Raw genomic sequence first — 24,848 nt, forward strand, 5'->3', positions numbered from 1 at the left:
ACCCTCTCCGGATGGCACGGTTTCACGTCCTTACGGCCACCCTGCGGAGTTTCGGGCCAGTCGTCGGGACCGTCTATCGGAATTCCGCAAAACATGGGAATAATAAAAAACTTAGGGGACATCGTCGAGCCTGCGGTCACGATCGTCGACATCAGCGACCCCACGACCGTCAACGCCGGCATCGAGCTGATCGATCAGGATGCCGTGCAGCTTCAGTCGAAGCCGCTTAGGGCACGGCGCGTGATCGCCCACCTGGAGACTGCCACGGTGATGTTCCATTCGAGCAACCTTCGCCTGCGAACCGCCACCAGCGTCCGCAAGGATTTGCTCGCCTATGTCACGTTCGGCCCGCAAGCGAGGGGGACCGTCAATGGCTTGGCCGTCCGGCCGGGCCTCATGCTGGCCGTCGCGCCCGAAACCGAGGTCAGGTTCGTGGTCGATGCCGGCTGGGAGGCCATCGCCTTCCTCCTGCCGCCGCAGGACATCAGCGCCCATCTGAACGCCCGCCAACGCGAAGGGGCGTTTCATATCCCGCAGGGGGTCGAGACACTGCAGATCGGCGCAGAGGGGGCACGCATGCTCTTCGACTGGGGGAAGCGACTCATCGACGCTGCCGTGCTCGAGCCCGCGCTGTTCGACGGGGGCATGAGCGGGCGGGTCGCCGCCCAGGTCGAGTTGTTCGAGATGCTGCTGGCGACGCTGGACGTGGCCAGGGATTTCGAACCTTCCCGCAGCGACAGAACGCGACAGGCACAGACCCGCATCGTGCAGAGCGCCGAGAACCACGCCCTGTCGCTGGGCGGCTCCGGCATCTACGTGACCGACCTGTGCCGGGTCGCCGGGGTGAGCGAGCGCAGCCTCCAATACGCATTCAAGGAGGTTCTCGGCTTGACGCCGATGGCCTATCTGACCCGGCTCAGGCTGCATCGTGTGCGGCAGGCACTCCTCGCAGCGAATCCGGAATCGACGACCGTCTCGGCCGAGGCGCTGCGCTGGGGCTTCTGGCACTTCGGTGAATTCTCCCGATCCTACAGGGACTGTTTCGGCGAGCTACCGTCGGATACGCTAAGGAACAAGCCCGAGTCACCCGGCAAGCAGCCATAGGCATCGACCGGCAGCATTCCCTGGCGAGGCTTCAGCCATGGTATTTGTGCAGAGATGGCCGCAACGGCCATCGACTGGCCAATAATTTCTGCGTCGGCTCGGCGAAGCGGCAACGCAGTGTCCCCAGCCGCTCGAAGCTGATCTCGATCTCGGCGCCCGGATCGATGAAGTCATCGTGGTCGAGACCGGTGCAATCCGGAATGGTGCCGAACCCCATCACCGATCCGGGCTTGATGGACGTGATGAATCCGAGCCAGGCGAAGACATCCTCCGCCTTGTGAGCGATGTCGGCCGTCGTCCCCCGGTACCGGACCTGCCCGTCGACCGAGACAACGACCTCGAGATCGTACGGATCGCTTATCTCATCCGCCGTGACCAGCCAGGGGCCGAGCTGATTGCCCTTGTCCATGTCCTTCGTCAGGCAAAAGCCGCCGATGAATTCCTGAGCCTGTACGTCACGGGCCGAGACGTCGTTGAAGATGCAGAAGCCCGCCACGGGCTGCCGCGCGTTGCCGTAGACGACGGCCAGTTCGGGCTCGATGTCCAGGCGCGAGGTGTAGAGCGGCCAGGGAATGGTGACGCCGTCGCCGACGATCGAGTTCATGTTGCACTTGTAGTAGGACAAGCGCTCGGGCACACCGGGCGGCGGCGCGGCAGGCCTGGTCAGCAGGGCCTTGGCGAAGGCCTGCAGGATCGGGGCGGTCTGCGGATTGTCCTTTTCGTACTTCATCATGGTTTCCGCAGAGTTCCTGAGATGCCGCGGCGTCAGCCCGAAGTCGAACAGCGCCACGACTTCGATCGGCTCGTGCAGTCGCACGTCCTGCAGGCGCGGCCGCTCGCCCGCGGGCCATGCGCCCAGATGTGCCTCGCCCCAGGCCGCAAGTTCGCGCGCCGCGCGCTCGGTCTCGGGCAGGCCGGTCAGATAGGCGTGGCTGTCTCCCAGGCCGGGCCGGGCGATCCCGCTGCGCTGCTGCAGGATCGCGAACGCGATGGCGCAGTCGGCGATGACGACGCCGAAGCGCGGCTTCGAGTCACCTTGGGAAAAACGGATCAGCTTCATTGGGGTGTTCCTCGTTCATTTCTGCCAGGTCAGAATTCGACCTCGATGCCTTTGGCCTTCGCCACGGCAAGGACCGCGTCGAAGACTTTCGCGTGGTCCCAGGGTGCGTCCGCGCCCTCGTTGCGAAACTCGCGGTAGGCCCGCTCGACGTTCATGTACAGGCGCGCCGGAGCCCGCCACCCGCCGTACGGGCCGAAGTCGATCTTCTTCGACGCCTCCAGGGCGCCCAGCCCCTGCCCGAAGCAACGCCTCGATTCTTCGCGCACGTATTCGAGGTAGGCCTTCATCTCCTTCACGCCCTCGATCCCGCAGACCGGTCCGTGTCCGGGAACGATGACCTCCGGGTCGAGCGCGATGATGAGATCGAGCACCTTGAGCCACTTTTCGTAAGTGCCGTTCCAGCCCATGGGGGTGCACTCGCGGAAGATCACGTCGCCGGCGAACACGACCCTTTCCTTGGGCACATGGATGATCGTGTCACCGATCTGGTGGCACGGCCCCACGTAGATAAGGTGCACTTCCGTGCCGTCGAGGTGCAGGACGTGACGCTCCTCGAACACCGTCGTCGGCAGCACCAGCTTGATGCCGTCGAAGTCGTAGTCCTGCTGCAGCTGTTTGGCGACGGCCAGCACGCCCGGGTGCAGGGCCTTGAGCAGCATCCGCGTGAGGAAGCGATCGGCCCCCTTGAGCAGTTGCTGGGTCTCCTTCGGATCGGCGACTTGCGGCATCAGCTCCCTGACCGTCCGGTGCGCGATGATCTCGGCCCCCTCGAAGAGCTGGTTGCCCCACACATGGTCGCCGTCCTCGTGCGTGTTGACGACGCGCTTGGGCATGCTGCGCCAGACCTTGCCGAACAGCTCGATCATCTTCCGCCCGTGCGGCAGGTCCGACTGCGTGTCGATGACGACGCCGCCGCCCAGGTTGATGAGCCCGGAGTTCGCATCGCACACGCGATTCTTCTCGTTAAGAACCGCAAAGCAGTTCGCACTGACTTGCTGAAGTTTCATGGCGACTCCCGACTCATGTGAAATCCACCGCGTTTCGTCTGCGGTACGGTGCAACCGAGTGAAGCGGCATTGAACCCCTCCATGTTCGTGTAGCGGCGGACCGAAGGCGTGTGCAGTTGATGGACTTTTGTCACGGCACATCGGAGCGAGGCACCTCGTCGGATTGCGGCGGCCACGAAATCGACTTTACCGCTGCATCTCGGGATCGTCGATCGGAATTCCGCAAAGGCGCAAGCATGGTCGAACTGTGGCCATAAGGATTCCCTTCGCACGGTAGTTCGGCCAAAGCAGTCCGAATGATTCCGGGGCTACGCACGGAACTCGTGGATCCGTCGTTGCGCCGCCAAATGCGGTCCGTGCCGTACCGAATTTGGCCAGGTGATGAATAACGCCAGTTGACATGCTAATGCGAATCGTTATCATTCGCTAACAATCACTCAGGAGATCCTGTCATGCCCCGCACTTCTAACAGGCTTACCCAATCCGCCGCGTTCCTTGTGTTATTGCTTTCCGCCGCTTTCCCCGCTCGTGCTGCCGACGATGTCGAGGTCGCCGTCGCAATTCGCGACCACCGCTTCGAGCCCGCAGAGCTGCGTGTGCCGGCCAATCGCAAAGTCAAGCTCCTGGTCGAGAATCACGATGCCACCGCCGAGGAGTTCGAGAGCCACGAACTCAACCGCGAGAAGATTGTTCCCGCCAAGGGCAAGGTGGCCATCTACATCGGCCCCCTCGCCTCGGGACGTTATCCCTTCTATGGCGAGTACCACGACAAGACCGCGCGCGGCGTGGTCGTGGCGGAGTGAGCGCGATGTTCGCATCCGCATTGATCGTATTCCGCGAGACGCTCGAAGCAGCGCTGATCCTCGGCATCCTCGCCGCCGCCACCCGCGGCGTCGCGGGGCGAGGCCGCTGGCTCGGCAGCGGTGTCGCCCTCGGCTTCCTCGGCGCCCTGGTGGTGGCGGGCCTGACGGACCGAATCGCCGGGCTGGCCGACGGCCTTGGCCATGAAATGTTCAACGCCGCGGTTCTGGCGATCGCCGTCGGCATGCTGGCCTGGCACAACATCTGGATGGCGCGCCATGGGCGCGAAATGGCATGCGACGCCAGGCAACTTGGCCGCGCCGTGAGCAGCGGCACGCTGTCGATGACGGCACTGACCATCGCGGTGGCCCTGGCGGTATTGCGCGAAGGCGCCGAGACGGTGTTGTTCATGCAGGGGCTTTTGTCCGACGGCGGCGGCAGCGGTTCGCTGGTCGCGGGCGGCGGAATGGGGCTTGCCGCCGGGGCGGCGGTGGGACTGGCACTGTATGCCGGCATGCTGCGCATCCCCGCCGCCTGGTTCTTCACCGCGACGAGCGGATTGATCCTGCTGCTGGCCGCGACGATGGCGAGCCAGATGGCGCGACAGCTGATGCAGGCCGACGTGCTGCCGAGCCTCGCCGCACCGTTGTGGGACTTGCACACCGTCTTGCCGACGGACTCCGCCATCGGCATCCTGCTGCACTCGCTGGTCGGCTACGAGGCGTCTCCCGCCGGCATCCAGGTGCTTTTCTACGTCACCGCCGCGGCACTGATTCTGGCGGGGATGCTCCGGGTCAACGTGCGCGCGCCGGTTCGATCACCCGACTACCGCTAAGCGACGGGATCCGACTCATGAAACTGCATGCGGCTTTCGTGGTCGCAGGGGTGGTGTTTGCCTGCCAAGGCGCCCTTGCCGGACCTTCCGACTATGTCTATACGCCGACCGTCGAGGCTGGCGAGCGCGAAATCGATTTCAAGATCGGCTCGGCGCGCACCGCCGACGAGCGCGAGAGCGCCGCGAGCCTCGGCTTCGGCTACGGCGTCAATGAACACTGGTTCACCGAGCTTTACGTCAAGTACAAGCAGGAGCCCGGCACGGCGACGTTCTACGACGCTCTCGAGTGGGAAAACAAGTTCCAGCTGACCGAGACCGGCAAGTACCCGCTCGATCTCGGCGTGCTGGTGGAGTTGGAGCGGCCGAAGAATCGCGACGAAGGCTACGAGATGAAGCTCGGCCTTCTCGGGCAGACGGAATTCGGCAAGGTGCAACTCAACGGCAACCTGCTGATCGAGCACCATTACCGTTCGGTCGATGGCGACCCCGCCGAGCTCGGCTATCAGTGGCAGGCCAAGTATCGCTGGAAAAAGGAGTTCGAATTCGGCCTGCAGGGCATGGGCGAAGTGGGTCGCTGGGACGAATGGGCGCCGGCGAGCGAACACACCCACCGCATGGGGCCGGCGGTCTTCGGCAAACTCGGCACCGGCCCGCGGCAGGCCATCGCCTACAACGCGGCGTGGCTGGTAGGCACCGGCCGCGCCGCCGCCGATCACACGCTGCGTGCCCAGGTCGAATTCGAGTTCTGATGCGCCCCGAAACCGAGTCAGAGAGCAATCGCGATGCCCTCTGCAAAGCGGCAATTGACTACCCCGTGCCGTCCTGGCCTGCGGCGGGAAACTCCATCGCGGCCATTTCCCGCAATGCAGCCTCCTCACGAAGAAAGGTCTCCACGGCCCTCGGATCGAATTGGCTGCCCGCCATGCGCAGGATTTCCGCCTTGGCTGCGTCAAACGGAAGTGCCTTGCGGTAAGGGCGATCAAAGGTCATGGCATCGAGGGTGTCGATTACGGCAAAGAGCCTGGCCGCCAGCGGAATTGCGTCACCCTTGAGACCGGCTGGATAGCCCGAGCCGTCGAAACGTTCCTCGTGGCAGAGAACGATGTCCGCCGCCATCGAGAGAAACGGCAGCTTCTGCAGGATGCCATGGCCATTGCGCGGATGCTTGCGCATGATCAGCCATTCATCGTCCGACAGCTTCCCCGGCTTCAGCAGCACCGCATCCGGCACGCCGATCTTGCCGATGTCGTGGAGAAGGCTGCCCCAGTACACCTCTCGAAGGTCGCCGATGTTCTTGTAGTGGTGCGCTGCCAGGAGCAGCGTATGGGACGCGACCCGCTTCGAATGCAGTCCGGTTTCCCGCTCTCGCAAGTCCATGGCTTCGGCTAGCGATTCGACGAACTGCTCATACGGGTCGCTATCCAGGCCGCCGCGACGCTTGCGGGAATTCAGCAGGCAGTGCTCGCAGGTGTGACGGTCGCCTATCCGGGCATATTGGCGTTCGCGGGAAACCGCACCGCATTCCGAACATGCAGCAGCGAAGCTATCCGGTACCGACGAGGGTGAGGTGAACTCTTCCATGCCTCTCCGACTGTCCATGACGCTTACAAGTTCCTGCGCAGAGCGACGCTCGGCCGGACACGGGCTCGATCCTGCGCTGAGAATAGGGGTGACGGTGGCGGCCTTGAAGCTGATGCAATCGCCTTTCTGGCAAAGCTTGCCGCAGGCGAAGCGATCCAGCAGCAGGGTGTCGTCCGTGCACTGCGCGTCGAGGAAGCCCGCTGCCGTCGTGCCGCTTCGCCACGGCGGATTCCGGACAAAAAACGGGCCCGACTGCGCGGGCCCGTCCTGCCGTGCTGCGACCGGATCAGAGGCTGCCGTACTTCTTCAGCAGGCTGACCGCCTCGTCGTAGAGCGCCTTGCCGTTGCCGCCCTTGGCGTTGACGTCCTTCATCCACTCGTCGTCGACCTGGTCGGTCGCCTTGCGCCAGCGCTCGTATTCCGCGGGACTGATGGTGATGAAGGTGCCGCCCTGCTCCTGGGCGAGCTTGCGCGCCGGCCCCTCGGGCGCGTCGAAGACCTTGCCGGCCCACTTCGAGGTCTCGAGGCCGCTGTTGGCGTCGATGACCTTCTTCAGGTCGGCGGGCAGGCTGTCGTACTTGGCCTGGTTCATCACCAGCACAAAGATCGAGTTCGAGGGCTTGGGCTTGCCGGCCGGTACCTCGACGTGGAACTTGGTGATTTCCTGCATCTTCAGCGGGGTCATCACTTCCCAGGGAATCATCGCACCGTCGACCACGCCCTTGGCGATCGACTCCGGCACCTGCGGCGCCGGCATCTGCACCGGCACCATGCCCAGCGCCTGGATCACCTTGCCGCCGATGCGGCTCGGGGCGCGCACCTTGAGACCCTTCAGGTCCTCGAGCGTCTTCGGCCCCACCTTGCCGAAGTGGAGCGTAGCGCCGTCATGCATGTGCATGAAGATGATCTTGGTGCCCTTGAACTCGTCGAGTGCGTTCTTCTGCACATACTCCCACAGCGCCGGGCTGGCGGTGGTGGCGTTCTTGGTCAGGAAGGGGAGTTCGAACGCCTCGGACTTGGTGAAACGGCCGGCCTGGTAGGTCGGCAGGGTCCACACCATATCGGCGACGCCGTCGCGCGCCTGGTCGAAGAGCTGGGGCGGCGTGCCGCCGAGCTGCATGGACGGGTAGATCTGGCACTTGAGGCGGTTGTTCGATTCCTTGGCGATCTTGTCGCACCAGGGCGTGAGCAGGTTCATGTGCTGGTTGGAGTTCGCCGCCAGGAAATGGTGCACCTTGAGGGTGACTTCCTGGGCCATTGCGGCGCCGGCGAAGAGGCTGGTGGCAGCCGCGGTCATGAGTGCGGCGAGTTTGCGGGTTTTCATCTGTGGGTCTCCTCCGTTGAAGTCGTTTATTGGAATGTGTGCACCAGGTACAGCGAGATGATGGGGAAGAACAGCAGCAGCGCGATGCGCATGAAATCGGAGAGCAGGAAGGGCATCACCCCCTTGAAGGTCTCCACCAGCGGCACATCCTTCGCCAGCCGGTTGATGATGTAGACGTTCATGCCGACCGGCGGGTGCACCAGGCCGATCTCGACCACCATCAGCGCGAGGATGCCGAACCAGATCGACTTGTCGGTCGGCGGCATGCCATAGAAGTCGAGGCCCATCACCATCGGGTAGAAGATCGGGATGGTGAGCAGGATCATCGCCAGCGAGTCCATCACGCAGCCGAGCAGCACGTAGATGAGCAGGATCATCACCATCACCAGCATCGGCGACATGCCGCTGTTCCTGACCCAGGTCGCCAGCTCGGTGGGCATCTGCGACACCGCCAGCGCGGTGTTGAGCATGTCGGCGCCGAGCAGCACCAGGAAGATCATCGCGGTGGTCTGCGCCGTGCCGACGATGCTCTCCATCAGGCCCTCGAAGCGCATGCCGCCGGTGATCACGGCGAGGATGCCGCAGGCGGCGGCGCCGACCGCCGCGGCCTCCGTCGGGTTCGCCCAGCCGCCGTAGATGCCGACGATGACGATGACGAAGACCAGCAGCACCGGCAGCACGGCGATGAAGCTCATGAGCTTTTCCTGCCAATTTGTCGCCGGGCCGGCCGGCCCGGCAGCCGGGTTGAGGGTGACGATGATGCGCACCACGATCATGTAGCCGAGCATGGCGATGATGCCGGGCAGCACGGCGGCCATGAACAGCTTGCCGATCGATTCCTGCGTCAGGATGGCGTAGATCACCAGCGGCACCGAGGGCGGGATCATGATGCCCAGCGTGCCGCCGGCCGCCAGCGCACCGGTGGACAGCGCGCCGGAGTAGCCGTAGCGCTTGAGCTCGGGCAGTGTCACCTGACCCATGGTCGCGGCAGTCGCGAGCGAGGAGCCGCAGATCGCGCCGAAGCCGGCGCAGGCGCCGATGGCGGCGATGGCGACGCCGCCCTTGCGGTGGCCGAGGAAGGCCGAGACGAAGCGGAACAGCGCCTTCGACAGGCCGCCGTGGGTGGCGAACTGGCCCATCAGCAGGAACAGCGGGATCACCACCAGGTCGTAATTGGAAAGCCGCGCGTAGGCCAGGTTCTTCAGCGAGTTGAGCAGCGGCAAAGTGTCGCCGACGATGTAGACATAGCCGCCGGCGCCGACCATGAACATGGCGATGCCGATGGGGATGCGCACCACCAGCAGCGCCATGAGGATGCCGAACATCGCGAAGCCCATCGCCATGCCGCTCATGCCGCCGCCCCCGAGCCGCAATCGCAACCGCCCAGGCGTCCGCAGCCGGCCGCATTTGCGGGCGGTCGCATCCCCGCTGCGCGGGGCCCCTGCTCCCTGCTCATGCGGCCCCCTTGTCGGCATTGGCCGCCATGCGCAGCTGGTGCCCGCACATGTAGAAGCCGGCCGCCGCCAGTACGAGGAAGCCCGGCACCATGAAGGCCTGCGGGATCCACACCGGCCAGGCCAGGATCATCGAGGTCTCGCCGGCCTCCTTCACCATCATCGCGCCGGCCCATGAACGCCAGGCGATCAAGGCGCCGAACAGGCCGACCAGCAGCGAGCCGAAGGCGTCCATGCGCCACAGCGTCTTCTGCGGCAGGTTGTGGGTGAAGAAATCGACCTTGATGTCGCCATGACGCAGGTGACAGTACGGGAAGAAGGAGGCGGCGGCGCAGGCCGCGAGCATCTGCAGCACTTCGACGTCACCCGGCACGATGAAGCCGACGGTCTTGCGGCCGACGATGGAAACCACCGACATGATGACCAGGCCGACGAAAATGACGCCGCCGATGATCGCCATCAGCCGCGCCAGGAAATGGATGAACCTGCCCAGCGGTCCGAAGCTGTCATGCAGGGCATAGGGTGTTACCGGTTGCGGTTCTTGCATGCGAGGTCCTTCTTGGGGCGGGGCGGAACGCGCATCGACGGGCCCTCAGCCGACGCTGCGCCATTCTGGCAGGGTCGGCCAACGGGGCAAAGCGATTGTGGGTACTATTAGCTATCGCGTTTTGTTATGGCAAGCCGCCTCACCCGATGAATCTCAAGCAACTCGAATATTTCGTGCATGTCGCCGAACTCGGCAGCTTCAGCAAGGCCGCGCTGATCCTCAACATCGCCCAGCCCGCCCTGTCGCGGCAGGTACGGCTGCTGGAAACCGACCTCCGCGTTTCCCTGCTGATGCGCAATGGCCGCGGCGTCTTGCTGACCGAGGCCGGCCAGCGCCTGTTCGACCACAGCGTGGGCATCCTGCAGCTCATGGCGCGCGTGCGCGAGGACATCGAAAGCACGCGCGGCGAGCCGGCCGGACGCATCGTCGTCGGCCTGCCGCCGAGCATGGGGCGGATACTCACTCTGCCCCTGGTGGAGGGTTTCCGCGCCAGTCTGCCCAAGGCCCGGCTGGCCATCGTCGAGGGACTGTCGGCGCACCTGGTCGAATGGATCTCGACCGGCCGGGTCGATCTGGGACTGCTGCACAATCCGGAACCGAATCCCGCCCTCGACATCATGCCGGTGCTGGACGAACCGCTCGGCCTGGTCAGCCCGGCAGGCGGCGCCAGGAAGAAGGCGCCGGTGACCTTCAGCCAACTGGCGGACCTTCCGCTGATCCTGCCCGAGCGCAGCCACGCCATCCGCAAGCTGCTGGAAACCCAGGCCGCCCTTTCCGGTCACAAGTTGAACGTGGCCCTCGAGGTCTCGAGCGTCCAGTCCATCCTCGAACTGGTGCGCGCCGGCTATGGCCATGCGGTGCTGACGCAGACCGCGCTGGCCGCGTGCACGCAACCCGAAGCCTTCGTCCTGCGTCCCCTGACGGAGCCCCACCTGACCAGCACGCTGTGCCTGGCGGTGTCGGCGCACAAGCCCTCGACGCCCCTGACCAAGCATGTGCTGAAGCTTCTGCGCGAGCTGATCCTGGCCGCTGCCGGCGGCGCCATAACAAAACGCGATAGCTAGTAGTGCGCGTGGCGGCTAGGCACGCTCCGGCCGAGCCGCGAGAATGACGCCGTGACAATACCCACGGCACTCGAATGACCACCAGAATCGTCGGCATCTCGTCGATGGCGACTCGCCAGGTGCTGGCCGAGCTGGCCGGCGCATATCGGCAGCAAAACGATGTCGAAGTCGCCTTCGAGTCGGTGGGCGGCGTGGATGCGGCCAAACGGGTGCAGGCCGGCGAGCCGTTCGACGTGGTTGTTCTCGCGGCCGATGCGATCGACAAGCTGGTCGCCGCCGGGCGCGTTGTTCCGGACAGCCGGGCCGACCTGGTGCGCTCGCCGGTGGCGATCGCGGTGCGCGCAGGCGGCCCGCAACCGGACATCGGCTCGGAAGACGCGCTGCGGCGCGCCGTGCTGTCCGCGCGTACGATAGGCTATTCGACCGGGCCGAGCGGCACGGAACTGCTGAAGCTGTTCGAGCGCTGGGGCGTTGTCGAGGCCGTGCGCGATCGCGTGGTGCAGGCGCCGCCGGGCGTGCCGGTCGCCAGGCTGGCGGCCGACGGCGCGGTCGAACTCGGCTTCCAGCAGTTCAGCGAAATGATGCATGCGCCCGGCATCGCGGTCCTCGGCACCATGCCGCCCGGCTGCGAAATCATCAGCACCTTCACGGCCGGCCTCTGCGTCGCCTCTTCCCAGCCTGCGGCGGGGCGCGACCTGATCGCCTTCATGGCCTCGCCCGCCGCCGCGGATGCCAAGCGCCGCCACGGCATGGAACCGGGCTGACTACCCCTCATTCAGGAGCCCATCGATGATCATCGACATCCACGGCCACTACACCACGGCGCCCAAGGCGCTGGAGGAGTGGCGCAACCGCCAGATCGCCGGCATCAAGGATACGGCGGCGATGCCCAGGGTCGCGGAACTGAATATCAGCGACGACGAGCTGCGCGAGACCATCGAGACCAACCAGCTCAGGAAGATGCAGGAACGCGGCTCCGACCTCACCGTGTTTTCGCCGCGCGCGAGCTTCATGGCCCACCACATCGGCGACTTCAACGTCAGTTCAACCTGGGCGGCGATCTGCAACGAGCTCTGCTTCCGCGTCTCGCGGCTCTTTCCCGACAACTTCATCGGCGCGGCGATGCTGCCGCAGAGCCCCGGCGTGAGTCCTGCGACGTGCATCCCCGAGCTCGAGAAGTGCGTGAAGGAATACGGCTTCGTCGCCATCAACCTCAACCCCGACCCCTCGGGCGGCCACTGGACCTCGCCGCCGCTGACCGACCGCCACTGGTACCCGATCTACGAGAAGATGGTCGAGCACGGCATCCCGGCGATGGTCCACGTCTCGACCTCGTGCAACGCCTGCTTCCACACCACCGGCGCGCACTATATCAACGCCGACACCACGGCCTTCATGCAGCTGATCCAGGGCGACCTGTTCAAGGATTTTCCGGACCTCAAGTTCATCATCCCCCACGGCGGCGGCGCCGCACCCTACCACTGGGGCCGCTACCGCGGCCTGGCACAGGAGCTGAAGAAGCCGCTGCTGAAGGACCACCTGCTGAACAACGTGTTCTTCGACACCTGCGTCTACCACCAGCCGGGCATCGACCTGCTGACCAAGGTCATCCCGGTGGACAACATCCTGTTCGCCTCGGAGATGATCGGCGCCGTGAAGGGCATCGATCCCGAGACCGGCCACAATTTCGACGACACCAAGCGCTACATCGAGGCGACGCTGAACCTCAGCCCCGAGGATCGCCACAAGGTCTACGAAGGCAATGCGCGCCGCGTCTATCCGCGGCTGGATGCCGCGCTGAAGAAAAAGGGGAAATGAGATGTACGAACTGGGCGTCGTCTATCGCAACATCCAGCGCACCGACGCGGCCGTCGCCACCGCGCTCGCGCGCTTCGGAACAGCCACCGTGCACGAGGCCATGGGCCGCGTCGGCCTGCTGCAGCCCACCATGCGGCCGATCTACGCCGGTGCGCAGGTGTCGGGCACCGCGGTCACCGTGCTGCTGCATCCGGGCGACAACTGGATGATGCACGTCGTCGCCGAGCAGATCCGCCCCGGCGACATCGTCGTCGCCGCAATCAGCGCGCCCTGCAGCGACGGCTATTTCGGCGACCTGCTGGCCACTTCGTTCAAGGCCCGCGGTGCCCGCGCGCTGATCATCGACGCCGGCGTGCGCGACATCAAGACGCTGGCCGAGATGGACTTCCCGGTGTGGAGCAAATGCATCAGCGCCAAGGGCACCATCAAGGCGACGCTGGGCTCGGTGAACATCCCCGTGGTCTGCGCCGGGGCGCTCGTCCATCCCGGCGACGTCATCGTCGCCGACGACGATGGTGTGGTCTGCGTGCCGCGCGCGATGGCCGCGGCGACGCTCGATGCCGCCACGAAGCGCGAGGCCAACGAGGTCGCCAAGCGCGAGAAGTTCGCCGCCGGCGTGCTCGGCCTGGACATGTACAACATGCGCGAGCCGCTCGAGAAGGCCGGCCTCAAGTACATCGACTGAACCATGGAATTCACCAAGACTCCCGGCTGGCTCGACTGGTACGCAGGTCCGACCAGGCCCCGCTTCAAGCTGCCGCCGGGCAGTGTCGACGCCCACTGCCACGTCTTCGGCCCCGGCGCCGTCTTCCCCTACGCGGCCGAGCGCAAGTACACGCCCTGCGACGCATCGAAGGAACAGCTGTTCGCGCTGCGCGACCACCTCGGCTTCGCCCGCAACGTCATCGTCCAGGCGACCTGCCACGGCGCCGACAACCGTGCGCTGGTCGATGCCTGCCGCGCGAGTCAGGGACGCGCACGCGGCGTCGCCACCGTGCGCCGCAGCGTCACCAACGCCGAACTGGGTGAGCTGCACACTGCCGGCGTCCGTGGCGTGCGCTTCAACTTCGTCAAGCGCCTGGTCGACTTCACCCCCAGGGACGAGCTGCTGGAGATCGCCGGTCGCATCGCGCCGCTCGGCTGGCACGTCGTGGTCTACTTCGAGGCGGCCGACCTGCCCGAGCTGTGGGATTTCTTCACCGCGCTGCCGACCACCGTGGTGGTCGACCACATGGGCCGCCCCGACGTAAAGCAGCCCGTAGCCGGCCCCGAGTTCGAACTGCTCATCAGGCTGCTGCGCGAGCACCCGAACGTCTGGTCCAAGGTCAGCTGCCCCGAACGCCTGTCCGTGTCGGGTCCGCCGGCGTTGAACGGCGAGCAGGCCGCCTACCGCGACGTCGTGCCCTTCGCCCGCCGCCTGGTCGAGACCTTCCCCGACCGCGTGCTCTGGGGCACCGACTGGCCGCACCCCAACCTCAAGGACCACATGCCCGACGACGGCCTGCTGGTGGACTTCATCCCGCACATCGCCACCACGCCCGACCTGCAGCGCAAGCTGCTGGTGGACAACCCGATGCGCCTCTACTGGCCGGAGGAGTGCTGACCGTGGCTCTCGAAAAACCCTACAAGGACGTGCCCGGCACGACCATCTTCGACGCCGAGCAGTCGCGCCTGGGCTACTGGCTCAACCAGTTCTGCGTCTCGCTGATGAAGCCGGAGAACCGCGCGCGCTTCAAGGCGAACGAGCGCGCCTATCTCGACGAATGGGCGATGACGGAGGAACAGAAGCAGGCGGTGATGGCACGCGACCTCAACCGCTGCATCGCGCTCGGCGGCAACATCTACTTCCTCGCGCGCATCGGCGCCACCGACGGCAAGACCTACCAACAGATGGCCGGCAGCATGACCGGCATGAGCGAGGAGGAGTACCGCGACATGATGCTGCGCGGCGGCCGCTCGATCGAAGGCAACCGCCACTTCGGCGAGAACGGCGACGCCCAGCCGCACCGCCAGCCGCAGGGCAAGGCGGGCAGGGTCGTGCGCGGTGAGGAGGCATAGGATGAAACTCGCCACAGAATTCGGAGTGGTGCGTAATCGGGACGGCGGGGTGCTCTGCTCCGCTCATGTCCTCCGGCGTCGGCCTTTGGCCACCGCCTCCCCCTTTACTTCGCTGCGCAGGGCACCCCACCGTCCCGATCAGGTGCCGCCGTGGCTATTTGACGAGCCCAACGCAAAGGCGGGTCCTGCCTATGGCGGCGGGTGGCCGACGCAGCGAAGTAAAGGAGGAGGGGCGGGCGCAGCCCGGCCCGGAGGACATGAGCAGCGTCGGCCACCCGCCGCCATAGGCACGCTCAGGCCCCCAGCAAACACCGCATTTCATCCGTCGCACCCACCGCGTGGCGGAGAGGAAGACTGACATGGCACGCATCACCGCATCGGTCTACACCTCGCACGTGCCCGCCATCGGCGTGGCGATGGACCTCGGCAAGACCGGCGAACCCTACTGGCAGCCCCTGTTCTCCGGCTACGAGAAGTCGCGGCAGTGGATGAAGGACAACACGCCCGACGTCATCTTCCTCGTCTACAACGACCACGCCACCGCCTTCAGCCTCGAGATCATCCCGACCTTCGCCATCGGCTGCGGAGCCGTGTTCAAGCCCGCCGACGAGGGCTGGGGCCGGCGCCCGGTGCCGGTGGTCAGGGGCCACCCGGAACTCGCTGCGCACATCGCGCAGTCGGTGATCCAGGACGACTTCGACCTCACCATCGTCAACCGCATGGAGGTCGACCATGGCCTCACCGTGCCGCTGTCGCTGATGTTCGGCCAGACCGAAGCCTGGCCCTGCGCGGTGATCCCCTTCGCCGTCAACGTCGTGCAGTACCCGGTGCCTTCGGGCCGACGCTGCTACAACCTCGGCCGCGCGATCCGCAGGGCCGTCGAGAGCTTCGACCGTCCGCTCAAGGTTCAGGTCTGGGGCACCGGCGGCATGAGCCATCAGCTGCAGGGGCCGCGCGCCGGCCTCATCAACCGCGAGTGGGATACCGCCTTCCTCGACCGGCTGATCGCCGACCCCGAAAGCCTGGCGCAGATGCCGCACATCGACTACGTGCGCGAGGCCGGTTCGGAGGGCATCGAGCTGGTGATGTGGCTGATCGCGCGCGGCGCCATGGGCGACGCGGCAGGACCCGGCACGCCGCGCGTCGCGCACCGCTTCTACCACGTCCCCGCCTCCAACACCGCGGTGGGCCACCTGATCCTGGAGAACACATGAAGAACATCAAGGTCGCGCTGGCCGGAGCCGGCGCCTTCGGCATCAAGCACCTCGAAGCGACCCAGAAGATCGACGGCGTCGAAGTCGTGTCTCTGGTCAGCCGCGAGCTCGACAAGACGAAGGAGGTCGCGGCGAAGTTCGGCATTGCCCACGTGACCACCGACCTCGCCGACAGCCTGGCGCTGAAGGAAGTGGATGCCGTGATCCTGTGCACGCCGACGCAGATGCACGCGGCGCAGGCAATCGCTTGCATGATGGCCGGCAAGCATGTGCAGGTCGAGATCCCGCTGGCCGACAGCCTCGCCGACGCGGAGGCCGTGGCGGCTCTCCAACACAAGACCGGGCGGATCGCGATGTGCGGCCACACGCGCCGCTTCAACCCGAGCCACCAGTGGCTGCACAAGAAGCTCGCCGCCGGCGAGCTGGCAATCCAGCAGATGGACGTGCAGACCTACTTCTTCCGCCGCAGCAACATGAACGCACTGGGCCAGCCGCGCTCCTGGACCGACCATCTCCTGTGGCACCACGCCGCGCATACCGTCGACCTCTTCGCCTGGCAGACCGGCGGCGAGATCGTCGCCGCCAACGCCATCCAGGGCCCGATCCACCCGACGCTGGGCATCGCCATGGACATGTCGATCCAGTTGAAGTGCAGCACCGGCGCCATCTGCACCCTGTCGCTGTCCTTCAACAACGACGGCCCGCTCGGCACCTTCTTCCGCTACATCTGCGACAACGGCACGTACATCGCGCGCTACGACGACCTCGTCAACAGCAAGGAGGAGAAGATCGACGTCTCGCAGGTCGACGTCTCGATGAACGGCATCGAACTGCAGGACCGCGAGTTCTTCGCCGCCATCCGCGAGGGCCGCGAGCCCAACGCCAGCGTCGCCCAGGTGCTGCCGTGCTACCGCACGCTGCATCAGCTCGAGCAGCAGCTCAAGGCATAGGCGGCCGATCATGAACACCACCCGGCAGAAGCGCGAGATTCCCGGCACCGTCCCCTTCGACGGCACCCAGGCACGCAAGGGCTACGCCCTCAACAAGATGTGCTTTTCCTTCAACTCGGCAGCGAACCGCGAGGAGTTTCTGCGCGACGAGGACGCCTACTGCGCGCAATACGGCCTCAACGAAGAGCAGCGCGAGGCGATCCGTAACCGCAACGTGCTGCAACTGATCGCGGCCGGCGGCAACGCCTATTACCTGGCCAAGTTCGCCGGCATCTTCGGCCTCGACATGCAGGACATCGGCGCCCAGCAGACGGGCGTGAGCAAGGACGAATTCAGGGCCAAGCTCGTCAAGGCAGGAGAATAATGGCCCCCCACGCTCACAGTCGTTCGCTGCCCCCCACGGGGGGGCGCATGCCCCCTTGGGGCGGCCCTACGGAGGCATAGCCATGGCGAAGATCATCGGTGCCGTCACCACCTCCCACGTGCCCGCGATCGGCGGCGCGATCCACAGGAAGAAGCAGCAGGACCCCTACTGGAAACCCTTCTTCGACGGCTTCCCGCCCGTGCGCGACTGGCTGGCGAAGGTAAAGCCCGACATCGCCATCGTCTTCTACAACGACCACGGCCTCAACTTCTTCCTCGACAAGATGCCGACCTTCGCCGTCGGCGCGGCCCCCGAATACCAGAACGCCGACGAGGGCTGGGGCATCCCGACCCTGCCGCCCTACAAGGGCGACCTCGACCTGTCGTGGCATTTGATCGAGTCGCTGGTCGGCGAGGAATTCGACCTCACCACCTGCCAGGAGATGCTGGTCGATCACGCCTTCACCGTGCCGCTGGAACTGCTGTGGCCCGGTAGCTGCCCCGTACGCACGGTGCCGATCTGCATCAACACCGTGCAGTTCCCGCTGCCCTCGGCCGCGCGCTGCTACAAGCTGGGCCAGGCCGTCGGCCGCGCCGTCGAGGCCTGGGACGCCGACGCCCGCGTGGTGGTGCTCGGCACTGGCGGCCTCTCGCACCAGCTCGACGGCCAGCGCGCCGGCTTCATCAACAAGGAATTCGACCAGATGTTCATGGAGAAGCTGGCCAGCGATCCGCTGTGGGCGACGCGCTACTCCATCCTCGACCTGGTCGAGCTCACCGGCACCCAGGGCGTGGAACTGGTGATGTGGCTGGCCGCGCGCGGCGCGCTGCTCGGCGACGTCACCACGCTGCATTCCAACTACCACATCCCCATCTCCAACACGGCGTCCGGCCTGATGCTGATGGAGAATGCCTGAGCCCGACCGGGCGTTGAGCGAGCCCCGCGGCTGGGCCCGCCACGCACCGGCGCTGCGCCACCGCAATTTCCGCCGCTATTTCGCCGGCCAGGCGGTGTCGGTGCTGGGAAGCTGGATCCAGACGGTGGCGATGAGCTGGGTGGTCTACCGCCTCACCGGCTCGGCCGCCCTGCTTGGCCTCACCGCCTTCCTGTCGCAGGCGCCGCAACTGCTGATCTCGCCGCTGGCCGGGGTGTGGATCGACCGCCACGACCGCCGCCGCATGCTGCTCGCGGTACAGGGCCTGAACATGGTGCAGGCCCTGGCCCTCGCCGGCCTGGCCTTCGCCGGCGCACTGCAGCCCTGGCACCTCGTCGCGCTGGCCGCCGTGCAGGGCGTGCTCAACAGCTTCGACACGCCGCTGCGGCAGTCGCTGCTCGCCAATCTCGTCGCCGACCGCCGCGACCTGCAAAGCGCGGTGGCCCTCAACGCCTCGGTGTTTACCGCCGGCCGCTTCGTCGGCCCGCCGGTCGCCGGCCTGCTGCTGGGGCTGACCTCCGAGGCCATCTGCTTCGCGCTCAACGCCCTGTCCTACCTCGCCCTGGTCGCGGCGGTGCTGACGATGGACCTCGGCGACACGCGGCAGCACGCCGCCCGGGCCACCTCGATGGCAGCGGCGTTGCGCGCGGGCTTCGCTTTCGCCTGGGCGACGCCGCCGATACGCACCGTGCTGGTTTCGCTGGCGATCCTCAACGCCACGGCATCGTCCGCCATCGTGCTGATGCCGATCTTCGCCAAGGAGATATTCCTCGGCGATGCCAGCACCCTCGGCTGGCTGCTCGGCGCCGCCGGGGCCGGCGCGGTGTCGGCGACGGCGCTGCTCGCCGGCCACCGCCCGCTGGAACGCATCGCGCGCCTGGTGTGGATGGGCTGGATCATCGGCGGCGCCGGCCTGGCTGGCCTGTGCCTCGTTCAGCGCATGGAACTGGCGCTGCCGATGATGTTCCTGCTCGGTGCCGGCATCGCCATGACCAACGTCTCGACCAACGCGCTGCTGCAGAGCCTGACGCCGGACACCCTGCGCGGCCGCGTCATCTCGCTGTTCGCCGCGCTGCGCTTCGGCATGGATGCGGTGGGCGGCCTCTTCGCCGGACTGATCGCGCACCGCCTCGGGCCGGTGGCGACCGTGATGATCGAGGCGGTGCTGCTGGTCGCGGCGCTGATCTGGCTGGCGCCACGCCTCAGGGCATTGCGCCGCCAAGTGGACTGATCAGCCGAGCAGGCCGGCGAGGGCAAAAGCGATGTCCGCCGCCTGCTCCGGCGTCGGCGAAACGCCCTTGTCCAGCAGCTTGCGGCCCGTCAGGTGCTCTGCGGGCTGGTTGAGCGAGTCGATGGCGATCAACTTGCCACCCTTGTAGTAGAAGGTCGAGAACTTGTTGCCCTTCGGCTCGCCGCGCGTCACCACCTGGTCGAAGCCCGCGGTGAGGCCCACCATCTGCAGCTTGACGTCGTACTGGTCGGACCAGAACCACGGCGCTGCGTTGAATTCGCGGTCCCTGCCGAGCAGCGCAGCTGCGGCCGACTTGCCCTGCTCCACGGCGTTCTGCACCGATTCCAGCCGGCGGAACGTCCCGTCGGCCATCCTGCGCGCCGTGCAGTCGCCGGCGGCGACGATGGCCGGATCCGAGGTGCGCGAGCAGGCATCCACCACGATGCCGCCGCTGCATTCGACGCCTGCGGCCTGGGCGATCTCGGCATTGGGCAGGATGCCGATGCCGACCACCAGCAGGTCGGCAGGGAACTCGCGGCCGTCCTTCGTCTTCACTGCGGCGATGTGGCCATCGGCGACCACCAACTCCGACACCATGGCACCGAGCACGACATCGACGCCGTGGCCGCTGTGCAGATCGAGGTAGAACCGCGAGATCAGCGGTGCCACCACGCGCGCCATCAGGCGGTCGGCGGCTTCCAGCACAGTCACCGCCTTGTCCTTCTTGCGTGCGGCGGACGCGACCTCGAGACCGATGAAGCCGCCGCCGATCACCACCACGTTGCGCGCGGTTTCCAGCGCGGCGGCGATGGCCCTGGAATCGGCTAGGGAGCGCAGGCCGAACACGCCCCGCGCGTCGGCGCCGGCCAGCGGCAGCGGCCGCAGGCGCGAGCCGGTGCACAGCGCGAGGCCGTCGTAATCGAGGGTCGATCCGTCGGCGAGGGAAATCCGCTGCGCCGCGCGGTCGATCGCCGTCACGCCAGTGCCGACTTTCAGCGTGATGTTTTTCTTCGCCAGCAGTTCCGGCGCGCGCATCACCAGCTGCGCCTCCTGCGTCTCGCCGAGCAGGTAGCCCTTGGACAGCGGCGGACGGTGGTAGGGGCCGTGCGGCTCGTCGCCGAGCAGGGTGATCGGTCCCGCGTAGCCTTCGGCGCGCAGGGTTTCGGCCACCGTGAGGCCGGCCAGGCCGGCGCCGACGATGACCATGCCGGCGCTCACGATTGCGCGTCCGGGAAGCGCACGACGAGGCCCTCGAGTTCGGGCGTCATCTTGATCTGGCAGGACAGGCGGCTGTTGGACTTGCGCTCGGAGACCACGTTGCCGAGCATGGCCAGCTCGCCTTCGGCGGCTGCAGGCACGGCGGCGGCAAGTTCGCCCTCGACGTAGCAATGGCAGGTGGCGCAGGCGCAGGAGCCGCCGCACTCGGCCTCGATGCCCTCGACGCCGTTGCTCATGGCGGCCTGCATGACGCTCCAGCCGACGGGAACGTCGATCTGCACTTCGTCGCCGCCGGGTTCGATATAGGTGACTTTGGGCATGGATTCTCTCTTCGCGGGGAAACGATCTGTCCGAATATTCTAGACCCGGGCCAGCTCGAGACGCAGCGGGCTGCGGAAGGTGGACGACGGCATCCACGGCAGCTGCTCCTGCACGCGGCGGTAGTCGGGCACGACCTTGTGGAATTCCTCGAAGGCGACCTTGACCGACATGCGCGCGATCGCGGTGCCGAGGCAGGCATGCACACTGCCGCCGAAGCCGAGGTGGCCCTTGGGCTTGCGCGCGATGTCGTAGCGGTCGGGGTCGGGGAACTGGCGCTCGTCGCGATTGCCGGAACCGTAGGCAAGGCAGACGAAGTCGCCCTGCTTCATGGTCTGGCCGTGCAGCGCATGGTCCCTGGTCAGGCAGCGGCGGAAGCGCTGGGCCGAGGTGTTGAAACGCAGCGACTCCTCGACGGCGTCGGGCAGCAGCGCCGGGTTGGCGACGATCTGGCGGCGCGCATCGGCATGGTCGGCCATGTTGAGCGCGAACATGCCGAGGAAGCCGCCGAGCGATTCGACGCCGGCCATGATCAGCGTGGTCGTGGTCAGCAGCACCTCGCGCTCGTCGAGGCGGTCGCCGTCGATCTCGGCCATGGAGAAATGCGAGATCAGGTCGTTCTGCGGGTTCCTGCGGCGCTCGGCGATGACGCCGGCGGCGTATTCCTGCATCCAGTTGTAGGCGGCGATGTGCTCGGGACCCTTGGCGCGGGTCCTGGGATCGGACTGCACCATCATCACGGCCTTCTCGCGCACCTGCGCTTCGTCGCCGAGCGGCAGGCCGAGTACGGCGAACAGTACCTTCACCGTGAACTTGGCCGAGAAGTCCTCGATGAAGTCGAACTGCTTTTCTCCGGCGAGCGGCGCGGCGACCTCGGCGGCAGCGGCGCGGACCGGCTCGGCCAGGCTCTCCAGGTTGCGCTTCATGAAGGCATGCTGGATCAGGCCGCGCAGGCGATCGTGGCGCGGGGGATCGGTGGTGCCCAGCGTCGCCCCGGCCCGATTGGGCAGCTCGGTCATCAGGTTGCCCTTGGCCGAGGAGAAGGTCTGCCAGTCGTTGAGCGCCGTGACGAGGTCGGCGTAGCGCGACAGCACCCACATATTGGCTTCCTTGCTCCAGAAGCACGGGTGTTCGTCGCGCAGGGCCTTGTAGAAGGGAAACGGGTCCGCGTCGACGGCGGGGGAATAGGGATCGAAGCTGAACATGGTCGCCTCCGTTGGGGGGGGGTCGGTCGGCACAGCCGCCGGCACGATCCAAGATTAGTCGACACCTCAACGATCGGCGATGGACAATGATGCGAAAAGCTTGTACTTTTCCTGCACCGAAGCCGCTCTGATAGGCCAATCACTGCAATCGCACTGCACAATTCCAATGACCCGCCCCCAGCGCCCGCGGCCCCCCGAGGTCCCGATCTTCACGCTCTACGGCGAGCAGGGCGCGATCAGCGACCTCGAGTTCGTGCATATCGAGGAAATCGCCGCACGCAGCCAGCGCTACGGCTGGGAGATAGATTCCCACGCCCATCGCGGCCTGTTCCAGATGCTGTGCCTGTTCGGCGGCGGCGCCACGGTGCACCTCGACGATGCCACCTTCGACATGCGCCCCCCGGCCGCGCTCGTGATTCCGCCCACCGTCGTCCATGCCTTCCGGTTCCTGCCGGGAACGCAGGGCTGCGTGCTGACCCTCGCAGACGCACTGCTGAGCGGCGCCGACGCTCCCCAGCGTGCGCTGTTCGAGCCGCTGATGTCGGGGCCGCACCTGGTGGACCTCGGCCGCAAGGATGGTGTGGCGCAGCGCGTCGCGGCGCTGCTCGAACAGATATTCGACGAGTTCCGCTTTCCGCGCGGTGGCCGCGACCAGATGTTCGACTGGCTGGTACGCGCCGTGCTGCTGCTGGTCGCGCGCCAGCTGTCGGCGGCGCCGCTCTCCGGCAGCACGCCCGGCCGCGCCGACCTGTTCGCCCGCTTCCGCGGCCTGGTGGAAGCGCACTTCGCCGAGCACTGGCCGGTGCCGCGCTATGCCGCCGTCCTCAACGTCACCGAGAGCCGGCTCAACCGTCTCTGCCACGCGCTGGCCGGGAAATCGGCCTTCGACGTGGTGCAGGACCGGCTGCTGCTGGAGGCACGACGCAAGCTCTACTACATCGCCGCGCCGGTATCGCAGCTCGCCTACGAGCTGGGCTTCGCCGACCCGGCCTATTTCTGCCGCTTCTTCAAGAAGCGCACGGGCGTCGCCCCCTCGACCTTCCGCCGCCAGCGCGGCGAAGGCTGACAATTCGCCGCACACCATGACAGCAGAACCCCGCCGCACCGGCCGCATCGTCTTTCTTCTCTGCCTCGCCGAGGCGCTGAGCATGGCCGGCTTCGCCGCCTATCCCGCCTTCCTGCCGACCCTGCGCGGCGAATGGCAGATGAGCGAGGCGGCGGCCGGCGCCGTCGGCGGTGCCTTCTTCTTTGGCTACATGCTGGCCGTGCCGCTGCTCTCGGGCATCACCGACCGCATCGATGCCCGCGTCGTCTTCATCTTCTCCTGCCTGCTCGCCGCGCTCGGCACCGCCGCCTTCGGCCTGGCCGCCCATGGCGCGGCGACCGGTGCGCTGCTGCAGGCGCTGGCCGGCGCGGGGCTGGCAGGCACCTACATGCCGGGCCTCAAGGCCCTCACCGATCGCGTCGAAGGGCCACGCCAGTCGCGCTACATCGCCTTTTACACCGCCACCTTCGGCATCGGCACCACGCTCTCGCTGCTGGCGGCCGGCACGCTCGGCCAGCGGCTGCCGTGGCAGGTAGCGATCTCCCTGCTCGCTGCCGGCCCGACGCTGGCCGCACTGATCGCCTTCCTCGGCCTCGCACCCCACCGTCGCGAGGGCGCCCGCCACGCCCCGTGGTGGCCGCGTTTCGGCCCCGTGCTGGCTCTGCGCGAGATCCGCGGCTACATCGTCGGCTATGCGGTGCACTGCTGGGAACTCTTCGGCTTGCGCTCCTGGATGGTCGCCTTCATCGCCTTCGCCTATGCGGCATCGCAGGCACAGCCCTGGCTCTCGCCCACCGAAGCGGCGGCGCTGATCAACCTGCTCGGCCTGCCGGCGAGCATCCTCGGCAACGAGATGGCCGGAAAGGCCGGCCGCCTGCGCTGGATCGGCGGCGTCATGGCCGCCTCGGGCGCACTCTGCTGGCTCGCCGGGGCCTCGGCCGCCCTGCCCTGGGGCCTGATGCTGGCCGCCCTGTCGCTGCATTTCGTCGCCGTCATGGCCGATTCGGCCGCCCTCACCGCCGGACTGGTGGCGGCGACGCCGCCATCGCAACGCGGCGCGGCGATGGCGCTGTATTCCATGCTCGGCTTCGGCGCCGGCTTCGTCGCGCCGCTGGTGTTCGGTGCCACGCTCGATCTGGCCGGCGGCAATACGAGCCGGCTGGCCTGGCTCCTCGCCTTCGGTACCCTGGGAACGGGAGGACTCGTCTGGGCCATGCGCTGGCGCCGGCGCGGCGGCGCGGTATGATTCGCCCCCTTTGCGGAGCATGGCCATGGTCAGCATCTACGGCATCAAGAACTGCGACAGCATGAAGAAGGCCTTCGCCTGGTGCGAGGAGCATGGTGTCGCCTACGAATTCCACGACTACAAGAAGACCGGCGTGCCGCGCGACCGGCTCGTGCTGTGGTGCCGCGCGATCGGCTGGAAGACGCTGGTCAACAACAAGGGCACCACTTGGCGCAAGCTCACGCCCGAGCAGCAGGACATCCAGACGCAGAGCAAGGCCGTCGCGCTGATGGTCGAGTTTCCCAGCCTGATCAAGCGCCCCGTGGTCGAGACCGACAGCGGCCAGTTGCTGGTCGGCTTCGACCCGGTCACCTTCGGCAGCTTCGTCAAGCGCTCATGATCTGGAACGCCACGCACCGATGATGAAACTCGCGAAAATCTGCAAGAAGGCGCGCCCCCTCCCACCCTCCCCCTCGCGGGGGAGGCGACTG

General features: G+C 66.7%; 27 protein-coding genes. 18 read left to right on the forward strand and 9 right to left on the reverse strand.

Annotated elements, in window-relative coordinates; translation table 11 throughout:
• Nucleotides 1–93: 93 nt before the first annotated feature.
• Entirely contained in the window at nucleotides 94–1,104 is a 1,011-nt protein-coding gene (locus tag EJE94_RS12315; protein WP_121242243.1) for a helix-turn-helix domain-containing protein, read from the forward strand.
• A 31-nt stretch (nucleotides 1,105–1,135) separates the two neighbouring features.
• Here the strand turns inward: EJE94_RS12315 and EJE94_RS12320 are convergent, their stop codons facing one another.
• Together EJE94_RS12320 and EJE94_RS12325 are read right to left on the reverse strand one after the other, a co-directional pair.
• Complete coding sequence (locus tag EJE94_RS12320) at nucleotides 1,136–2,164, reverse strand: fumarylacetoacetate hydrolase family protein (RefSeq protein ID WP_121241916.1); 1,029 nt, start codon at nucleotides 2,162–2,164, stop codon at nucleotides 1,136–1,138.
• A 29-nt stretch (nucleotides 2,165–2,193) separates the two neighbouring features.
• Nucleotides 2,194–3,171 carry an MBL fold metallo-hydrolase gene (locus EJE94_RS12325; protein WP_165904832.1) on the reverse strand — a complete coding sequence of 326 codons (978 nt, stop codon included), beginning with the start codon at nucleotides 3,169–3,171 and terminating at the stop codon, nucleotides 2,194–2,196.
• Nucleotides 3,172–3,623: 452 nt separating this feature from the next.
• Here EJE94_RS12325 and EJE94_RS12330 point away from each other — a divergent pair, with 452 nt between their 5' ends.
• From EJE94_RS12330 to EJE94_RS12340, 3 genes are read left to right on the forward strand one after another with little or no spacing between them, the layout of a single operon-like run.
• Nucleotides 3,624–3,974, forward strand: a complete 351-nt coding sequence (locus tag EJE94_RS12330; RefSeq protein ID WP_121241920.1) for a cupredoxin domain-containing protein — start codon at nucleotides 3,624–3,626, stop codon at nucleotides 3,972–3,974.
• Between the two features lie 5 nt (nucleotides 3,975–3,979).
• Nucleotides 3,980–4,807, forward strand: coding sequence for an FTR1 family iron permease (locus EJE94_RS12335; protein WP_121241922.1), 828 nt, complete (start codon nucleotides 3,980–3,982; stop codon nucleotides 4,805–4,807).
• A 17-nt stretch (nucleotides 4,808–4,824) separates the two neighbouring features.
• Nucleotides 4,825–5,556 (forward strand): hypothetical protein, encoded by a 732-nt coding sequence (locus EJE94_RS12340; RefSeq protein WP_121241924.1) that lies wholly within the window; start codon nucleotides 4,825–4,827, stop codon nucleotides 5,554–5,556.
• 58 nt (nucleotides 5,557–5,614) lie between these two features.
• On the opposite strand, the gene EJE94_RS12345 is transcribed toward EJE94_RS12340, so the two are convergent.
• From EJE94_RS12345 to EJE94_RS12360, 4 genes are all read right to left on the reverse strand, one after another.
• Nucleotides 5,615–6,388, reverse strand: a complete 774-nt coding sequence (locus EJE94_RS12345; RefSeq protein ID WP_121241926.1) for an HD-GYP domain-containing protein — start codon at nucleotides 6,386–6,388, stop codon at nucleotides 5,615–5,617.
• A 286-nt stretch (nucleotides 6,389–6,674) separates the two neighbouring features.
• Nucleotides 6,675–7,712 (reverse strand): TRAP transporter substrate-binding protein, encoded by a 1,038-nt coding sequence (locus tag EJE94_RS12350; protein ID WP_121241928.1) that lies wholly within the window; start codon nucleotides 7,710–7,712, stop codon nucleotides 6,675–6,677.
• Between the two features lie 26 nt (nucleotides 7,713–7,738).
• Complete coding sequence (locus EJE94_RS12355) at nucleotides 7,739–9,064, reverse strand: TRAP transporter large permease (RefSeq protein ID WP_121241930.1); 1,326 nt, start codon at nucleotides 9,062–9,064, stop codon at nucleotides 7,739–7,741.
• Between the two features lie 100 nt (nucleotides 9,065–9,164).
• Nucleotides 9,165–9,713 (reverse strand): TRAP transporter small permease, encoded by a 549-nt coding sequence (locus EJE94_RS12360; protein WP_121241932.1) that lies wholly within the window; start codon nucleotides 9,711–9,713, stop codon nucleotides 9,165–9,167.
• A gap of 146 nt (nucleotides 9,714–9,859) precedes the next feature.
• Between EJE94_RS12360 and EJE94_RS12365 the strand changes: the two genes are divergently transcribed.
• From EJE94_RS12365 to EJE94_RS12415, 11 genes are all read left to right on the forward strand, one after another.
• On the forward strand, nucleotides 9,860–10,777 hold the full coding sequence (locus EJE94_RS12365) for a LysR family transcriptional regulator (RefSeq protein ID WP_121241934.1): 918 nt from the start codon (nucleotides 9,860–9,862) through the stop codon (nucleotides 10,775–10,777).
• 74 nt (nucleotides 10,778–10,851) lie between these two features.
• Nucleotides 10,852–11,541, forward strand: a complete 690-nt coding sequence (locus EJE94_RS12370) for a substrate-binding domain-containing protein (RefSeq protein WP_207855959.1) — start codon at nucleotides 10,852–10,854, stop codon at nucleotides 11,539–11,541.
• 25 nt (nucleotides 11,542–11,566) lie between these two features.
• Nucleotides 11,567–12,595, forward strand: a complete 1,029-nt coding sequence (locus EJE94_RS12375) for an amidohydrolase family protein (RefSeq protein WP_121241936.1) — start codon at nucleotides 11,567–11,569, stop codon at nucleotides 12,593–12,595.
• Between the two features lies 1 nt (nucleotide 12,596).
• Nucleotides 12,597–13,280 (forward strand): 4-carboxy-4-hydroxy-2-oxoadipate aldolase/oxaloacetate decarboxylase, encoded by a 684-nt coding sequence (ligK, locus tag EJE94_RS12380; RefSeq protein WP_121241938.1) that lies wholly within the window; start codon nucleotides 12,597–12,599, stop codon nucleotides 13,278–13,280.
• A 3-nt stretch (nucleotides 13,281–13,283) separates the two neighbouring features.
• Nucleotides 13,284–14,198, forward strand: a complete 915-nt coding sequence (locus EJE94_RS12385) for an amidohydrolase family protein (protein WP_121241940.1) — start codon at nucleotides 13,284–13,286, stop codon at nucleotides 14,196–14,198.
• 2 nt (nucleotides 14,199–14,200) lie between these two features.
• Nucleotides 14,201–14,653: a protocatechuate 4,5-dioxygenase subunit alpha gene (gene ligA, locus EJE94_RS12390; protein ID WP_121242245.1), complete on the forward strand. Its 453-nt coding sequence runs from the start codon at nucleotides 14,201–14,203 to the stop codon at nucleotides 14,651–14,653.
• Between the two features lie 359 nt (nucleotides 14,654–15,012).
• Nucleotides 15,013–15,867, forward strand: coding sequence for a class III extradiol dioxygenase subunit beta (locus EJE94_RS12395; protein ID WP_121242246.1), 855 nt, complete (start codon nucleotides 15,013–15,015; stop codon nucleotides 15,865–15,867).
• The gene (locus tag EJE94_RS12400; protein WP_121241942.1) at nucleotides 15,864–16,817 is read left to right on the forward strand and encodes a Gfo/Idh/MocA family oxidoreductase; all 954 of its coding nucleotides are present in this window, start codon (nucleotides 15,864–15,866) and stop codon (nucleotides 16,815–16,817) included. The genes EJE94_RS12395 and EJE94_RS12400 overlap by 4 nt, the downstream gene beginning before the upstream one ends.
• A gap of 10 nt (nucleotides 16,818–16,827) precedes the next feature.
• Nucleotides 16,828–17,181 carry a protocatechuate 4,5-dioxygenase subunit alpha gene (locus tag EJE94_RS12405; protein ID WP_121241944.1) on the forward strand — a complete coding sequence of 118 codons (354 nt, stop codon included), beginning with the start codon at nucleotides 16,828–16,830 and terminating at the stop codon, nucleotides 17,179–17,181.
• Between the two features lie 82 nt (nucleotides 17,182–17,263).
• Complete coding sequence (locus EJE94_RS12410; RefSeq protein ID WP_121241946.1) at nucleotides 17,264–18,097, forward strand: class III extradiol dioxygenase family protein; 834 nt, start codon at nucleotides 17,264–17,266, stop codon at nucleotides 18,095–18,097.
• A gap of 13 nt (nucleotides 18,098–18,110) precedes the next feature.
• Nucleotides 18,111–19,346 carry an MFS transporter gene (locus EJE94_RS12415; protein WP_207855960.1) on the forward strand — a complete coding sequence of 412 codons (1,236 nt, stop codon included), beginning with the start codon at nucleotides 18,111–18,113 and terminating at the stop codon, nucleotides 19,344–19,346.
• On the opposite strand, the gene EJE94_RS12420 is transcribed toward EJE94_RS12415, so the two are convergent.
• Genes EJE94_RS12420 through EJE94_RS12430 form a run of 3 tightly spaced genes read right to left on the reverse strand, consistent with a single transcriptional unit; the run spans nucleotide 19,347 to nucleotide 22,087 of the window.
• The gene (locus EJE94_RS12420) at nucleotides 19,347–20,564 is read right to left on the reverse strand and encodes an NAD(P)/FAD-dependent oxidoreductase (protein WP_207855961.1); all 1,218 of its coding nucleotides are present in this window, start codon (nucleotides 20,562–20,564) and stop codon (nucleotides 19,347–19,349) included. It abuts the gene before it with no gap.
• Nucleotides 20,561–20,884 carry a 2Fe-2S iron-sulfur cluster-binding protein gene (locus EJE94_RS12425; protein WP_121241951.1) on the reverse strand — a complete coding sequence of 108 codons (324 nt, stop codon included), beginning with the start codon at nucleotides 20,882–20,884 and terminating at the stop codon, nucleotides 20,561–20,563. The genes EJE94_RS12420 and EJE94_RS12425 overlap by 4 nt, the downstream gene beginning before the upstream one ends.
• A gap of 39 nt (nucleotides 20,885–20,923) precedes the next feature.
• A complete protein-coding gene (locus EJE94_RS12430; protein WP_121241953.1) occupies nucleotides 20,924–22,087 on the reverse strand; it encodes a cytochrome P450 in 1,164 nt (387 codons plus the stop codon).
• A gap of 166 nt (nucleotides 22,088–22,253) precedes the next feature.
• Between EJE94_RS12430 and EJE94_RS12435 the strand changes: the two genes are divergently transcribed.
• From EJE94_RS12435 to EJE94_RS12445, 3 genes are read left to right on the forward strand one after another with little or no spacing between them, the layout of a single operon-like run.
• Nucleotides 22,254–23,153 (forward strand): helix-turn-helix domain-containing protein, encoded by a 900-nt coding sequence (locus EJE94_RS12435; RefSeq protein WP_121241955.1) that lies wholly within the window; start codon nucleotides 22,254–22,256, stop codon nucleotides 23,151–23,153.
• Between the two features lie 16 nt (nucleotides 23,154–23,169).
• On the forward strand, nucleotides 23,170–24,378 hold the full coding sequence (locus EJE94_RS12440) for an MFS transporter (protein ID WP_121241957.1): 1,209 nt from the start codon (nucleotides 23,170–23,172) through the stop codon (nucleotides 24,376–24,378).
• A gap of 25 nt (nucleotides 24,379–24,403) precedes the next feature.
• A complete protein-coding gene (locus EJE94_RS12445; RefSeq protein WP_207855962.1) occupies nucleotides 24,404–24,757 on the forward strand; it encodes an ArsC family reductase in 354 nt (117 codons plus the stop codon).
• The last annotated feature ends 91 nt before the right edge of the window (nucleotides 24,758–24,848 follow it).

Source organism: Sulfurisoma sediminicola, from assembly GCF_003865015.1.
In the GTDB taxonomy this organism is placed as follows: domain Bacteria; phylum Pseudomonadota; class Gammaproteobacteria; order Burkholderiales; family Rhodocyclaceae; genus Sulfurisoma; species Sulfurisoma sediminicola.